At 36.3% G+C, this 16053-nt stretch carries 15 protein-coding genes; 1 reads left to right on the top strand and 14 read right to left on the bottom strand.

Features of this window, described 5'->3' with window-relative positions:
- Positions 1 to 66: 66 nt before the first annotated feature.
- The 14 genes from JF259_RS01280 to JF259_RS01215 form a co-directional block, all read right to left on the bottom strand.
- Positions 67 to 1842, bottom strand: a complete 1776-nt coding sequence (locus JF259_RS01280) for a nitric oxide reductase activation protein NorD (protein ID WP_199112389.1) — start codon at positions 1840 to 1842, stop codon at positions 67 to 69.
- An 81-nt stretch (positions 1843 to 1923) separates the two neighbouring features.
- Positions 1924 to 2697, bottom strand: coding sequence for a CbbQ/NirQ/NorQ/GpvN family protein (locus JF259_RS01275; protein WP_199112387.1), 774 nt, complete (start codon positions 2695 to 2697; stop codon positions 1924 to 1926).
- Between the two features lie 77 nt (positions 2698 to 2774).
- Positions 2775 to 4115 (bottom strand): cbb3-type cytochrome c oxidase subunit I, encoded by a 1341-nt coding sequence (locus tag JF259_RS01270; RefSeq protein WP_199112385.1) that lies wholly within the window; start codon positions 4113 to 4115, stop codon positions 2775 to 2777.
- 169 nt (positions 4116 to 4284) lie between these two features.
- Positions 4285 to 4716 (bottom strand): c-type cytochrome, encoded by a 432-nt coding sequence (locus JF259_RS01265; protein WP_199112383.1) that lies wholly within the window; start codon positions 4714 to 4716, stop codon positions 4285 to 4287.
- 188 nt (positions 4717 to 4904) lie between these two features.
- On the bottom strand, positions 4905 to 5687 hold the full coding sequence (locus JF259_RS01260) for an ABC transporter permease (protein WP_199112381.1): 783 nt from the start codon (positions 5685 to 5687) through the stop codon (positions 4905 to 4907).
- On the bottom strand, positions 5680 to 6387 hold the full coding sequence (locus JF259_RS01255; protein WP_199112379.1) for an ABC transporter ATP-binding protein: 708 nt from the start codon (positions 6385 to 6387) through the stop codon (positions 5680 to 5682). Before JF259_RS01255 ends, JF259_RS01260 begins: the two co-directional genes overlap by 8 nt.
- Positions 6381 to 7625: a nitrous oxide reductase family maturation protein NosD gene (locus JF259_RS01250; RefSeq protein ID WP_199112377.1), complete on the bottom strand. Its 1245-nt coding sequence runs from the start codon at positions 7623 to 7625 to the stop codon at positions 6381 to 6383. Before JF259_RS01250 ends, JF259_RS01255 begins: the two co-directional genes overlap by 7 nt.
- A 6-nt stretch (positions 7626 to 7631) precedes the next feature.
- Entirely contained in the window at positions 7632 to 8066 is a 435-nt protein-coding gene (locus tag JF259_RS01245; protein ID WP_199112375.1) for a CopD family protein, read from the bottom strand.
- A gap of 71 nt (positions 8067 to 8137) precedes the next feature.
- Complete coding sequence (locus JF259_RS01240) at positions 8138 to 8572, bottom strand: nitrous oxide reductase accessory protein NosL (protein ID WP_199112373.1); 435 nt, start codon at positions 8570 to 8572, stop codon at positions 8138 to 8140.
- A 31-nt stretch (positions 8573 to 8603) separates the two neighbouring features.
- Positions 8604 to 9194 (bottom strand): hypothetical protein, encoded by a 591-nt coding sequence (locus JF259_RS01235; protein ID WP_199112371.1) that lies wholly within the window; start codon positions 9192 to 9194, stop codon positions 8604 to 8606.
- Between the two features lie 120 nt (positions 9195 to 9314).
- The gene (gene nosZ, locus JF259_RS01230; protein WP_199112370.1) at positions 9315 to 11279 is read right to left on the bottom strand and encodes a Sec-dependent nitrous-oxide reductase; all 1965 of its coding nucleotides are present in this window, start codon (positions 11277 to 11279) and stop codon (positions 9315 to 9317) included.
- Between the two features lie 30 nt (positions 11280 to 11309).
- Positions 11310 to 11885 (bottom strand): fasciclin domain-containing protein, encoded by a 576-nt coding sequence (locus tag JF259_RS01225; protein WP_199112368.1) that lies wholly within the window; start codon positions 11883 to 11885, stop codon positions 11310 to 11312.
- 22 nt (positions 11886 to 11907) lie between these two features.
- Positions 11908 to 12408 (bottom strand): c-type cytochrome, encoded by a 501-nt coding sequence (locus JF259_RS01220; RefSeq protein ID WP_199112366.1) that lies wholly within the window; start codon positions 12406 to 12408, stop codon positions 11908 to 11910.
- A gap of 203 nt (positions 12409 to 12611) precedes the next feature.
- Positions 12612 to 13142: an alpha-ketoglutarate decarboxylase gene (locus JF259_RS01215; RefSeq protein WP_233164033.1), complete on the bottom strand. Its 531-nt coding sequence runs from the start codon at positions 13140 to 13142 to the stop codon at positions 12612 to 12614.
- Positions 13143 to 13296: 154 nt separating this feature from the next.
- On the opposite strand from JF259_RS01215, the gene JF259_RS01210 reads away from it, so the two are divergent.
- A complete protein-coding gene (locus JF259_RS01210; RefSeq protein WP_199112364.1) occupies positions 13297 to 16032 on the top strand; it encodes a 2-oxoglutarate dehydrogenase E1 component in 2736 nt (911 codons plus the stop codon).
- Positions 16033 to 16053: the final 21 nt, after the last annotated feature.

Genomic DNA, 16053 nt, shown 5'->3' with positions numbered 1-16053 from the left:
TAATCCCAGTCTAACAATTTTCTTTTGTGTTAAACTATGTTGGCTATGGTGAGGTAATTTTTGTGTTTAGGACTGGTGCTTTATTTTTTCGTAGAGTTTTACTAAGGATTGTAACAACTCAACGGGATTTGTGAGTATTTGATAATGGTTTTGTCCGAACATTTGAGGTAGATAGTATTTGGCTTGTGCTTCAATTGCTAGGGCATAAGAGTTTATTTGCCGTTCATTTAATTCCCTTAAAGCTTGCTTTACGTCGTTGATGCCATATTTACCTTCATATTTGTCGTAGTCGTTTGGTTTGCCATCAGAAATCAAGATGACCCATTTGTTTTTTGTATCGCGTTTATCTAGCAAAGCACCGGAGTGTCGTAAAGCGGCTCCAATTCGTGTATAGCCACTGGGTTCAATAGCACCTACCTTATATTTGGCTGTATCCCAGTTTTCATCAAAACCTTTTAGGCTTAAATAACTGGAGTTGTTTCGGGTTTTGGAGTAGAAGCAATCAATGGAAAAATCGATGTTGAACTCGTTTAGTATCTCACCAAACAGAATCGATACTTGTTTTTCTACGTCGATTACGCGGTTTCCGGCGGCATAGCCATCACTGGAAAGGCTAATGTCCAGTAATAGTAAAATGGATAGATCTTTTTCCTTTTTTCGTTTAGATAGGTATATCTTGTCCGAAGGAGTATGTCCGGATTTTGCATCGATGAACAAATCTGTAATGGCATCAATATCAAGTTCTTCACCCTGCGGTTGCCTGCGTTGTTGCTGGTATTTATTGTTAACAGATGTAAGCATTTTACGTAAGCCCATTAATGTAGACCGGTTACTGTTAAGTGTTTTTTTGTAAAATGTAACATCTGTTTTTAATTGTGTTTTTGGGTACACCTTACAAAAACCCTCCTTGTATGAGCGATCCGTATAGCTCCACTCATCATAAGTTAAATAGTGACCTTGGCTTTCATTTTCCGAACTTTCAGCAATGGTCGTATTTTCGATAAAATCGGCTTGGTAAACCGAGTGCGCAGTATCGTCAATTCTAACGGTATGCTTCATGCTAACTTCGTCTAGGGCATTGGCATGATCTTCCAAATCGTCGTCACCATCCATATCCCTAAAGTTACCACCAAATTCTTCGGCTGTTTCAACTTTTTCAAATTGATGTTGTAAAACGGCATCTTCTAATTGTTTTTGATCTACTTGCACCGAAATGATCTCTTCTACGGCTTTCGATTTTAGTATGGTCTTTTCTTGTTCTTTATTGGCTTTTTTTACTTGATCCGTAAAATTTTCTAGTGGTGCTACAGTGTTGTTCGTAATGTCGTTACGCATCCATTTGCCATACATAAATGTATCGTCTATAGCTTGTTTTTCAGTGGCTTTTGCCTCGTAGAATGCTGTAAATTCCCGATGGTATTTTTCTGTAATGGGGAATTGGGCGAATAGGGCTTTTAAAACGGTAGGCGATGTAGCCTTTGCTTTTTGTTGCGATTCCTCTAAATCGTGTTCTATGTTGTCATTCCAGTTTAGGTTTAAGTTTTTTTGAACAGATAAGTATAGTACCCTGAATAGATAAAAAGAGAGATTCTGTGCTTCTGTTTTAAATTCATAAAATCTAGTAGGTAAAAAAAAGTTATTGTTTCTATATCCGCCTTCGCGTTCGGCTTCAAAAATTTCTATGGAGCCACCTGTAATGGCACGGGCAAAAATTGTTAATCTTGGTTTTATATCGTTTAAGTTTACGGCATGCTCAAGTTGTGCTTCCCTTCTTTTTTTCCTTTTTTTAAAGAAGAAGGCAAACTTGGTGAAAATATATTCATCTGGCTCGAATTCAAACATAGTTTTCAGTTTTCAGTCTCAGTTTTCAGTCACTATTAGTTATTTATAACTGTTTACTGCGACTGTAAACAGCATACTGACTTATATCATTAAATCACTTAAATCTTTAAGGGCTTGGATAACTTCAAGGTCATCGGTTAGAGGTTCTACTACGGCTACATGAACGGCTAAACGTTTTGGTAGGCCTATGTGAATTAGTTTGGCTGCATCGACCAATAATCGGGTAGAGACGGTTTCGGTTAGGCCTAATTCTGTTAAGTTTCTGATTTTGGCAGCAATGTTTACCAATTTTTTAGCAATATCTAATGTAATACCAGTTTCCGATACTAAAATATCTGCTTCTATTTTTGCATCGGGATAAGCAAAGGAAATAGCAACAAAGCGCTGTCTAGTGGAGGGTTTGAGTTCTTTAAATCCGCGTTGGTAACCGGGGTTAAAGGAAGCGGCCAACATAAAATTTTCGTGCGCTTTTATGGTTTCCCCTAGTTTGTCTATAAACAGTTCCCGTCTATGATCGGTCAATGAGTGGATGGCAACTATAACATCTGGTCTTGCTTCTGCAATTTCGTCTAAATACAAAATATGGCCTTCTTTAACAGCTGTTGTAAGGGGACCGTCTAACCAAACAGTTTCTGCACCTTTTATAATGAATCGCCCAATTAAATCGGTAGAAGAGGTCTCTTCGTGACAAGAAATGGTTATAAGTTTGGTATCTAATTTATAAGCCATATGTTCTATAAAGCGAGACTTACCGGTGCCTGTAGGGCCTTTTAGTAAAAATGGAATCTTACAATTATAGGCATGCTCGAAAACCATAAGCTCTTTGCCTATAGCGTGATAATAAGGAATGCTCATCTTGTTTTTAGTGTTTTAGGTTTAAAAACCAGAGCTTACATTTTTATGCAGCCTCTGGTTTTTATAGTCATTAGGTTTTAATTTGATACGGTTTCCAGGGCTTCGTCATTTGGTTTACCGTGCTTATAAAAATCTATCATATAGGAGATGATGCCTGTTAGGAATATTGTGGCGCATAGTATAAGAACGACGAAATGTATTTCAATTTCCTTTTGAACTGCCATGAATTCCATTTTAAACTTGCGTTCCAAATATACTTGAGCAACACCAGCTACACCAAAAGCAACCGTCATACCAATCATGCCTATATTAGATAGCCAAAAGGCTACTCTACCTCTGGTACTTTCATATAGTTTTCGTCCAGTCATATTGGGTAGGCTGTAACTAATAATAGCCAAAACAATCATAGCATATGCTCCCCAAAAGGCGAGATGGCCATGCATAGCAGTTACCAGAGTGCCATGTGTATATTTATTGGTTTGTGGAAGGGTATGGGCAAACCCTAATAAGCCAGCGCCCATAAAGGATACAATGGCAGCACCAAGAGTCCAATATAAGGCTAGTTTATTTGGATGTTTCTTTTCACCTTTTCTATACATATTTACAGCGAATAGAGCCATGGCCAAAAAGGCTAATGGTTCAAGAGCAGAGAAAATACCACCTACGATTAGCCAAATTTTATTTACGCCAATGTAGTAGTAATGGTGACCTGTTCCCAATACTCCTGAAAGGAATGTAAGTCCAACAATTACATACAGCCATTTTTCAATAACTTCTCTGTCTACACCAGTAAGTTTTATGAGTAAGAATGATAAAATACCACCCATGATGAGCTCCCAAACGCCTTCTACCCACAGGTGAACAACCCACCATCTAAAGAATGAATCTTTCACTTGACTATCAAAGGGAAGCATACCGGGAAGATAAAGCAAGGCAGCAAAAAGCAATCCCATAGAAAGTACTAGAGCGGTAGTTGTTTTTCGTTTTCCTTTAAATAAGGTAGTTAATATGAGTCCTAAGAATAGAAGGACATTTACAACAACCAAATAGTCTAAAGGCCTTGGAATTTCTAAAAATTTACGACCTTCCCAATAGTTAAAGTGATAACCCACAATGGCAATAACACCTACTACAGCTAAGCTTATTAATTGCACGTAGGCCAATTTTACATTTACCAACTCGCGTTGGGCTTCTTCGGGGATAATATAGTAAGCGGCTCCCATGAAGCCAGACAATAACCATACTACCAGTAAATTTGTGTGAACGGCTCTTGCAGTGTTAAATGGGATAATACTATGTAATCCATCATAACCAGCATGGGCAGAACCCATGATAAAACCATATACGATTTGTAAGCCAAACAATAACATTGAAAGGGCAAAGAACCAATATGCTACTTTTTGTGATTTATATTTCATTCGTTTAAATTTTAGTAATTATTTTGACTATATGTTAATTATAAAATTAAGAACGAATGTAAGCTCTCGTTGCACTCGTTCTCACATTAAAAATTTTAAACATTACTTTTTGTGAAGCAATTTTTAAAATTTGTTAATGTTCGTTTCATCTGTTTATATTTTCTGTTAGTTATTCATCTTTCGCTAATGGAGAAACGACTGTATCAAATCCGTTTAAATCAATTTTCCCAATCCAATTAAAAAAAGCGATTAAGTCGGCAGCTTCTTCTTGAGAAAAACCATAGGCTACCATTTTTCTGCCATTGGGAGCCCAGTCTACGGGGGTCGTTAAAACAGCTTTAATATAACCTTCACCTCTTCGTTCAACTACTTTAGTGAGTTCTGGAGCATAATAGGCACCTTCTCCCAAAATGGTATGACACCCCATACAGTTGTTTGCTTCCCAGAGTTCTTTACCTTTTACAACTGCTTCTGTTATGTTCTCGTCATTGCTTTGGTCTTGAGCTTTACTAAAAGAGAAAATCGTAAGACCAATAAATATCAGAAACGTAATTACAGTTCCGCCAAGAAAAAAGGCTCGTGCTTGTTTTTTTGATAACATTGTTTTTAGTTTTGATTAGTATTATACATTACGAAGTGGTTTTAACCATTTCTACTTATTAAATTGGAAATAGGTTGATTAAAAGCACAATTCTATTAAAGGACATTTTTATCCTATTTTAAATTACTTCAAAAATAGTAGTTAAGTGAAGTGTAAAATATGATATTTGTCAGTTCTTGGAATTAAATTTAGAAGTCCTTTCTTTTTGACTTGTATATAATGCGTAATACAGGTAGGATTACCCAGAGGGTTAGTGTTGAAAGCGATACAATCAATCCGAAGTTCGTGCCAAAGAATTGTTTGAATATAGCTCCCGTATATCCTAAAAGAGCGGAGATATCTAATTTCAAGAGAATGAGGGTTCGTGATAAATCGATGGGGTTTAGCATGGTGCCAACAAGAGATAATGTGTCAAGAGGATAATCTTCAAATAGAATTAATGACATTAAAAACATGCCATCGTAGATAATAGCAAGGAATAACCAAAGTAAGATGGCATAACCAAAACCTTTAATTTTATTTTCATTGGATAGGGCAATATTAAAGGCAAGTGCAGTAAATATAAAGGTTAAAAAAGAACCTGTTATTAACAGAAGGGAAAAGTCCCATATTGCTGTCGATTTAAACAAGCCATAAAACATAAAGGGAATGCCTAAGCCTAGTATTAAACTCATGGATAGGGAAAGGGCAACGCCTAGATATTGTCCTAAAAATATAGAAGAGCGCTTTAAAGGTTGCGCTAAGAGAAGTTCGGTAAACTCTTTGGAATTATAATAGTACATCACGCCAAAAATGGTTCCTATTAAGGGCACTAGTACTATTATAACATTCATTAATGTGATAACAGCTTTAGACAGGTCGTTGTTTAAAAATAGGAGAACAATGCCAAGTAATAAATAGAAGGCAAAGTAAACATAGCTCCAACGGCTACGCATGAGATCGAAAAAACTATATTTTAATATTTTAAGCATGATTGTTTGTAAGTATTGATGCTATAGCATGTTCAAAATCGGGTTGATTGGTTTTTATTTTTAAATCAGAAATAGAGCCTTTAAAGTATATTTTACCTTCTAGTAAAAATACAATTTCATCAGATACCTCTTCTACAAAGCTCATGATATGGGATGTGATTAAAATGGTTTTGCCCTTGTCCTTTTCTTTTTGTATCAATTCCTTTAAGCGGATAAGTGATATGGGATCCAATCCAGTAGTAGGTTCGTCCAAAATTATCAAAGGACTATCGAACATGAAGGTTAAAACGATATTTACTTTTTGTTTGGTGCCTCCCGATAGGTTGCCTAACTTTTTGTCTAAAAAAGGGTCGAGTTTAAAAAGTTTAATTAAATCACTTTCTTTAGTGTGGTTGCCTCGTAAATCCTTAATCATTTTAATAAGTTCCTTAACTTTTAAGTTGCTTGGGAAATTGGCAATTTGGGGCAGGTAATCTATTTGACTCCTGTAATTGGAATTGTTTTTAATGTTGTTTCCAAGTACATTAATATTGCCCTCGTTTGGTATAACCATTCCTAGTATAGACTTAATAAGTGTGGTTTTTCCCGATCCGTTAGGACCAAGAACAGCAAAGATGCCGCCCGCATTGATATCTAAGTTAACACCACTTAAAACCACATTTTTGTTAAACTTTTTATGTAGATTCTGAATCGTTACCATGTTATTTTTTTTGTTGAAGGGTTGTTGTCTAAAAGGTTGTCTGGTGTAAATACCGGAGACACTTTTTCAGAAAAATCAATAAGGTCTATAAACAAGCTACGTAGTAAAATAATGGTTTCTGGTGTACGGTTTACGATGTACGAAAATAATTTTACGGGACGGTATGGAACATCTCCAATGCCATTTTTGTCCAGATCGTAACCTGTATAATTGCTCCAGAAATTTTTATCAAAAATATTGTCGTTTACCTTGCTGTTATATGAAATGTCAAATGAATTGTACAAGAAATTGTTTTCTAAAAAACTGTTGGTATAGCAGGCACCCCGCACTTTAACAGCCCATCCATTATTAATAAAATTGTTGTTTTTGTAAATAATACGGTTTGAGCCTTCAATGTTAATACCAATGGTGTTTTCTTCAAAGGTATTTCTGGAAATCTCAGCATCATTAATTTCTTTTAAGAGTAGTCCGTAAGAAGCTGTGCCCCAGTTTTCCTTAAAAGTATTATCCAACATTTTTATTTTTTTTGAAAACATCACAGCAACACCAGCGCCATTCTTTTCAAAAGTATTATTCTGGTAAACATCATCGTTCGAAAACATAAAATGTAAACCATAGCGTAAATTTAAAGTACTTACGTTATTTTTTATTGTGCAATTATCTGAGAATTCAAGATAAATGCCATCACGTACATGCTCTACATAATTATGTTCAATATCTATGTGGTTACTGTACCATAATTGAATACCGTTTCCAGAGTTATATTCCTCTATGGCTTCTCCAATGATTTTGTTGTGGATTACTTTCCCATAATTCGATTTTTCTAGGTAAATGCCAAAAAACAATTTTTCGAGTACATTGTTTTTAATGGTAAAGTGTTTGCTTTTTTTAATGCGAATGGCTGCGTAATCTTCGGTATAGCTTGTACCTACGTTAATTATGAATAATCCATCTACGGTTACGTTATTTGAAGTAATGGTGATAATTTCGCCTTTGCGTTCCCCATCAATGACTGGATAGTTTTCGCCAATAATGCTAAGAGGTTTGTTTATAAGGATACTATGTTCTTTGTAGGTTCCTTTTTTTACCAAAACAGTATCGGTAGGTTTGGCAAAAGCAATGGCTTCCTTTAAGCTAGTTATCGGACAGTCATTGCATACTTCAATAGTGCCGGAATAGGCAAATCTAGTGAATAGCAATAGCAGGCTAAGTAGACAATATGTTGTGTTTATTCTCATTGTTAATTAAAGTAAACCGCCTGACCTTGCACTAAAACCAACAAATACAAATAATACTGATAATATAGTAACCAATATAATATGGCGGCTCAAAGGCTTAAGTGCTCGCTTTGGTATTAATACAAATCTGGCATGTAAAGCCAGTAACAGTGTTGAAATTAATAATAAAAATTTAATAAGAATGTGTCTGGTATAGTGATCTGTAAAATTGAGATCCAATAAATTTGTTGTGTAAACTGTAGTAAAGTAAATACCAGTAAGCAGTAATATTATCAGTGCGGGCAAGCCAATGCGCTCGTATTTGGTTTCGAAATTTTCGATAATTGAAAAATCGTTTTTAGCCAGTGCCTTTGGTAAAATAGTCAAGCATAAAATTAAATGACCTCCTGTCCAAATGGTAGCGCAGATAATATGAATAAATATTAAAAATTTTAACAACATTATTGCTCTGCTTGTATTATGTTAAACAAATATGGTTTTAAGCCCTCTCTAAGTTAGTTGAGGGATAACGGTTAATCAATAACAGTTTGCAGCACGTTCCAAGAATATAGTTCGCCTCCTTTTTCGTTTTGCACTTGCTCTGCATCGACTTTATTTTTAAAGGCTGTTAAAAAAGCACCCATTGGGCTTGGTAATGCCTTGCTAATTAAAAATGTCGCTTTCGTCGCATCGATAAGTGATTCGGGTTGGGTGTAATTGTTTACTAAGTACAATGCAACTTGGCTGGTGTCGAATTCCTTTAGGAAATGGATCATGCACTCGGAGGCGTCAAACTTATAAACTTTGCCTTTGTTGGTAACTATTTCAGCAGCATGGACTTTATCTACAATGGTCATTCTGCAAAAATGACAAGCGTCATTGCCATAGTCTATAGCTTGTGGTTTTATATTACAGCCAATAAGTAATGGTAGTAATATGAGTATTGAATAGTGTTTTAGTGTTTTCATTATTAGTGTTTTTAAGGGTGTTTTTACATAGCTATACTTTTTTTATATTTTTCTTTCCTGTAAAATATGCAATCAATGATGTGAGAATTCCCAAACCTAAAAAGAAAGCTCCAAGACGAGGGTAAGAGTGGGCCTTGAAATTTAGGATGTCCTTACTACCAAATAAGGGTGGTTGAAAGCCCATTTGTGAACCATCGGGATTCGTAAATTTCATGATTGCTTTTGGATCTAGGTTATGGCCATAATCATGTTCCCAAAGGTAAAAATCATATAAGCCGGCACTGCTTAAAGTCACCATAAGTATAAACCAAAACAAAAACCATTTATAGTTGCCCTTAAAGGCAATAATTAAACCTATTAGGCTGGTAATAAGAATGCCAGCTGGGAATATTTTGAATTCAGGAATGGATTCAGGGATATATTTCATGCCTACATAATGGTTCATTAAATTAATGTTCTTAATGTCATGGGGGTTGGCATCCGAAAAATCATTAATGTGTATATACATGCCTAAAGGAGTAGGGTACTGGGGGGCTTCTAAAGTAATTTTCCATAATGGGAAAAGGAATAATCCTAAAGGGAGTAATGCCGCAATAAGCATGATGATATTCGACTTTTTCATGATTGAGTAGTCTAAAAGATTAGTGTTTTATTAGTGTTTAAAAAAGAAAGGCGAGAGCGAAAACACGACTCTCGCCTTGATTAGGAAAATAAACACTAAAACAAAATTTCCCTAGTTTGTTTATTCAATATCTTCACCGAGTGACCATTTTAATGTTGTGTTAGAGTTAGCAGAAGACACACGAACATAACCTTGCATTTCTTGGTGTAAAGCCGAGCAGAAATCGGTACAGTAAAATGGCCATACACCTACTTGTTTAGGCTCCCAAAGGAAAGTTTCGGTTTGTCCGGGCATAATTAATAACTCGGAGGTGTTAGCGCCAATCATACTTACACCATGGGGTACATCGTAATCTTGCTCCAAATTGGTAACGTGGAAATATACTTTGTCGCCAACTTTGATGCCTTCAATATTGTCTGGCGAGAAGTGGCTACGTATTGTTGTCATGTATATATGAACAACGTTTCCATCGCGTACTACTTTTGTGTCTGCTTCACTTTTTGCAGCATATGGATGCTTATTGTCTTCTAGGTTAAAAATCTTTTTAGATCGTGGTTTTATTAAGTCGGCAGGACAACCTGCTGCATAATGGGGTTCTCCAATAGTTGGGAAATCCAGTAATAGTTCCATTTTTTCTCCCGAGATATCATATAATTGAGCCGATTGGGTAACTTCTGGACCTGTTGGTAAATAACGGTCTTTGGTTATTTTATTCATGGCTACTACATATTTTCCAAATGGTTTTTGTGAATTTCCTCCAGGAATCATTAAATGGCCAACAGAGTAGTAACAAGGTTGTCTGTCTACAACTTCCCAGGTCCCTAGTTTCCATTTTACGACCTCAGATGAAATAAAGAATGTAGTGTAAGCATTTCCTTTACCATCAAATTCAGTGTGTAAAGGACCTAAGCCTGGTTGCTCAACAACACCAGCTAATACATCTTCAAAGTTTATAATTGGGATGCCATAGGCATCACCAGCAAACTTTTTGTTTTCAATGGCATTTAACATTTTAGTGAAGGAATGTACTGTTAAGTTAGCCGATAATTTTCCGTTACCAACTATGTATTCACCAGAAGGGTCGACATCACATCCATGAGGGGATTTTGGTGTTGGTAATAAGAATACTGCTCCTGGAACTTCTGAAGGATTTACAACCAATACTTCTTTTTTCATAGTGGAGGTAGCAGAATGGGTTGCTTCATCATAAACATTGTGGGCATAATTTGCTGGCATCATGGTACCACCGCCATTATTTACATATTCCTCAATCTTTTTCCAATTAACAGCTGCAATAAAATCTTTATCGTTTTGGGAGGCATTAACTTCCATTAATGTACTGGCTTCTTCAGAGTTGTAAGTGGAAAAGAAGAACCAGCCGTGGGATGCCCCACGCCCAGGGTGGGCTAAGTCATAATCGAAACCGGGCATGATTAACTGGAATTTAATGTCCATATGGCCATGTTCTGGCTCAACAGAGATAAAAGTTAAAGAGCCTTTAAAGTTGCCTTTATAATCTTTAATAGGCATGTCCTTTTGTGGGATAGGAACCGAGAAGCGGGTGCCTGCCACCACGTATTCAGAGTTTTCCGTTACAAAAGAGGAACTATGGTTTCCTGCACTATTGGGGATTTCTATAATTTCGGTTGTTTCGAAAACAGACAAGTCTACTTTAGCAATTCGAGGTGTGTTGTTTCCATTTATAAATACCCAGCGTCCATCAATAACACCATTGGTTTGTGAGATATCTGGGTGATGGGCATCGTCCCAAGGCACAAAACCGTGAGATGTATTTAACATGGGTTTTGTTTCTTCGTTGTAGCCATACGCTTTTTCTGCATCTTGTGAAAATACAGGGATTACTTTAAACAAACGCCCTGATGGAAGTCCGTAAACCGATAGCTGACCGCTAAATCCACCAGAAATAAAAGCGTAAAATTCGTCGTGATCGCCAGGGGCAACGTACACTTTTTCGGCTACATTGCCTGCTAATGCACCAGAGTTGGAGGACTTGGGATTATTACAACTGGTAAATGCAACAAGCACACTTAGCATTGCAACTGCTGATTTTAATATATTTTTCATCGTCTTTAGTTTTTTTTGATTTTAATAATGTTATTCGGTTGGAGGGAGTAATACTTTATCGATAACATGTACAATGCCATTGCCAGCCTTAACCGAGGCAATAATATTGGCACCTCCAATAACAGCTTTGCCATCAACGACCTCTACTTTTATGTATTGGTTATTGGCCTGTCCCAATTTTGGGAGTTTGGTTAAAATAGTAGTGCTTAAATTGCCAGGAGTAACATGGTACTTTAAAATATTAGCTAAAGTTTCCTTGTTTTCGGGTTTTACCAAATTTTCTACTGTGCCTTCAGGTAAAGCAGCAAAAGCAGCATCATTAGGTGCAAAAACCGTGAGAGGACCTACGTTAACCAAAGCATTTTCTACTTGCGCTGCCTGTACTGCCGCTACCAATGTTTTGTGGTCTGGTGAGTTTATGGCAATTTGCAGGCAATTTGGAGTGGCTTCATCGTCGGTAATGAAAGCTTGTCCCGTTTTATCATCAGATTGTTTTTCAGTACTGTTATCTGTATTGGTCGTAGGGGTATTACTGTTATTGTTTTTGCATGAGCAAACAAATGCTAAGAGTGCGAAAACAAAAAATAGCTTTTTTATTGTTTTCATGTTTTTTGATTTTTATAAGATGTTATTTTAGTGTTCTAAAATATTCCAATACAGCTCTGGCATCCTCTTGTGATAAACTTTGGTTTGCCATTGGTGAACCGTTAAATTCAATTAGTAACGCCTTTGCTAATGGATCTTTTTGAACCATTTCTTCTGGATTTAATATCATATTCATAACCCATTCTGGTGAACGACGTTCTAAAACACCTTTAGGGGATGGGCCAATGAATTTTTTATCTGGGCGATGGCAAGCAGTACACATTTTTTTGAATACTTCGGCACCATGGGTCGCCATGGTCTCATCAATTTCTGAAGGTAGAGTAAGTGAGGTTATTGGGCCAACGCCTTTATTTGAAAGATCTATTTTTTTGGAAGCTGGTACTTTTTCAGTAGGAGCAGATTTTTGCTCGGTTACTGCTTTTTTTTCGTAGCTAAAACCGTCTTTCTTTTTTTCTTCTTTGCCACCACAACTAATTAGAAGTAATATGCATAGGGTCGTAAAAATATTTAATGTATTTTTCATAATGATGTTAATATTAATAACTACAAAATTAGCGTGCCATATCTCAAAAAAATATGATAAATATCATATTTAAGATAAATATGTCTTAATTTTTTAAAAAAGTCCTTTTGCTTTGTAAATCAGTGTTTTGTAGAGTTGTTTTTTTCGTAAAATTTGGTGAAAAAGGTGTGAAGGAAAACCTAAGGATGAAATTTAAACAGTCTCTAAAAATAAAACCTTACAAACGGCGTCCACGGATCTAAATAAATACTTTTGTTGGAGTTGTACAGAATATCGTATCTAATTCCGAAAGTAACATTACCATTTCGATAGCCAAGGCCAAAAAATAAGGCAGGAACCCAATAGCTGTCATTACTCAAATTTAGATGGGATTCGTATTTTCTGGTAACCTTAAGTTGTTCGAATTCTGTAGAAAGTTGTATGCTGTTAATCGGGGTGAATAAACCAATAAGGCTACCTCCTAGAATAGTGGATTTGTAGACATCTTTTTGGTTGTTAATAGTGCCATTGAGTCCTATGCCCAAAGCAATGTTGTTATTATATTCATAAATAACGCTAGGGGCTAATGTTCCGCCAAAGTAACCATCACCAAAGCTTAAACCTATACCGCCTCCAAATCTTAAGTGCTTTGCAAATGTACTTGTATCCTGCTGTGCAGATAACGTAAAGGTTAATGCAAAAAGAACAAAGGATAGGTAGGTGATTTTTTTATTTATAAGAACAAAAATGCCCATTTTATAAAGAAAACGTTAAAAATTTAACATTAAATATAGTATTTGTAAAACCATTAATATCTGTTTATAAATATAATAAAAGAAACATCTAATTTTAGTAAAAGTTGTATTTTTGAAAAAATTTTGACTAAGCAATAGTGTATTAAAAATAATAATGGATAAATTTTCCTTTTTAAACGCCGCACATACAGCATATTTTGCCGATTTATACGATCAGTATTTGCAGAATCCCGATGCAGTAGAACCTAGTTGGAGAGCCTTTTTTCAAGGTTACGATTTTGGGAGTGAGAATTATGGGATAAATGGTGAAATAATAGACGGTGTTTCAACACAAATACCAGAACAGGTACAAAAAGAATTTCAAGTTGTACAGCTTATAGATGGTTATAGAATAAGAGGTCATTTGTTTACAAAAACAAACCCAGTTCGTGATAGACGAACCTATGCGCCAACGCTAGAAATAGAAAACTTCGGGTTATCCGAAAACGATTTAGATACGGTTTTTAATGCTGGTGATATTTTGGGTATCGGTGCGCAAACCTTGCGTAAAATTATTATGCATTTAGAGCGTATTTATTGTAGTTCGATTGGAGTTGAATACATGTATTTGCGTAACCCGAAGGTGATTAAATGGTGGCAAGAGCGATTAAACGAGAACGATAATCATCCAAGCTATTCAACTGAAACTAAAAAGTATATTCTTTCAAAGTTGAACCAAGCTGTGTCTTTCGAGAATTTTTTGCAGACCAAGTACGTTGGGCAGAAACGATTTTCTTTAGAAGGGGGCGAATCACTAATTCCGGCTATTAGTAACGTGCTTTTTTATGCCGTTGAAAAATACGATGTAAAGGAATGTGTCCTAGGGATGGCCCATAGGGGAAGGTTAAATACTTTGGTGAACATTTTTAGAAAACCTATGAATGAGCTTTTTAGCGAATTCGATGGTAAAGATTTTGAAGATGAGAATATTGATGGAGACGTAAAATACCATTTAGGATTAACCTTAGATAAGACCTATCAAAATGGTAAATCCATAAAAATGAACCTAGTTCCCAATCCATCGCATTTAGAAACGGTAGGGCCTGTTGCCGAAGGTATTACACGAGCAAAAATTGATGCCGATTATAATGGTGATGATTCTAAAATCATTCCCATATTGGTACATGGTGATGCCGCTATAGCGGGTCAAGGTATTGCATACGAAGTGGGACAAATGAGTCAGTTAAACGGTTACAAAACTGGAGGAACCATTCATATTGTTGTAAACAATCAAATAGGGTTTACAACCAATTATTTAGATGCACGTTCAAGTACTTATTGTACCGATGTGGCTAAGGTAACCTTGTCTCCTGTGCTACATGTTAATTCTGATGATGCCGAAGCTGTTGTACATGCTGTAGAAATGGCTTTAGAATATAGAATGCGCTATAAAAAAGATGTATACATCGATCTTTTGGGATATCGCAAGTATGGGCATAACGAAGGAGATGAGCCACGTTTTACACAGCCTAAATTATACAAACAAATAGCAAAGCACCCGAATCCATTCAAAATATACTCAGAAAAGTTAATTGCAGAAAAGACTATCGATAAGGCGTATTTAGATGGAATTGTAGCTGATTTTAGAGAAACACTCGAACGCGAGTATGCTAAGTCCAAGGCAGCAGAGTCTTCCAAGGTAAGAGAGTTTATGCAGGAACGTTGGGAAGGCTTTAGCCGTAAAGGCGTTGATGCAATGTTAGAAAATACAGATACTGCTTATCCAAAACAAAGGTTAGAGCATATTTCTAAAGTTGTGTCTACCGTACCAGAAGGTGTAAAGTTTTTGCGCAAGGCAGAACGTATATTAGACGGCCGTGCAAAAATGGTTTTTGAGACAGATACCCTAGATTGGGGTATGGCCGAAACTTTGGCTTATGGAAGCTTGTTAGAAGAAGGTTATAACGTACGTATATCTGGTCAGGATGTTGAGCGCGGAACTTTTAGTCATCGCCATGCCATATTGAGAGACGAGATTTCAGAAGAACGTATTAATTTACTAAATATCAATCCAGAGAGTAAAGGTAAAATGGATATTTATAATTCATTTTTATCGGAGTACGGTGTGTTGGGATTTGATTATGGTTATGCTTTGGCAAATCCGAATACATTAACCATTTGGGAAGCTCAGTTTGGTGATTTTAGCAATGGTGCTCAAATTATATTTGACCAATATTTATCGGCTGCCGAAGATAAGTGGAAGTCACAAAATGGTATCGTTGTTTTACTACCACATGGGTATGAAGGTCAGGGCTCTGAACATTCATCGGCAAGGATAGAACGCTATTTGCAACTTTGTGGCGAAGACAATATGATTGTAGCAGATTGTACAACACCTGCAAACTTTTTCCACTTGTTGCGTCGCCAGATGAAACGCGATTTCAGAAAACCGTTAATTGTTTTTACCCCTAAAAGTTTGTTGAGGCATCCTAAGGCCGTTTCCTCTATTAGCGAATTAGCTAATGGGACATTCCAAGAGCTTATAGACGATACGATACAGCCAGAAAACGTAAAGAAACTTGTTTTCTGTACAGGGAAATTCTATTACGATTTATTGGCTGAAAGGGAAACTTTGGAAAGGGATGACGTTGCATTGGTAAGGGTAGAACAGTTGTTCCCTTTGCATTTGGATAAATTTCAAAAGGTTATAGATCGTTATCCTAATGTTGAAAATTACATTTGGGCTCAGGAAGAACCTAAGAATATGGGAGCATGGACACATATGGCCCAGCGTATGGATTTAGTAAAACTGGAAGTTATGTCCAGACCTTACAGTTCGGTGCCTGCACCAGGATCCAGTACACGTGATAAAGCAAGACAAAGACGCGTAATTGAAGCTGTTTTTCAATAATAAGCGATTGCGTTTAGATAA

It is taken from the genome of Snuella sedimenti, assembly GCF_016428595.1.
Lineage (GTDB): Bacteria > Bacteroidota > Bacteroidia > Flavobacteriales > Flavobacteriaceae > Snuella > Snuella sedimenti.
This window is presented reverse-complemented; position numbering and strand designations above follow the sequence as displayed.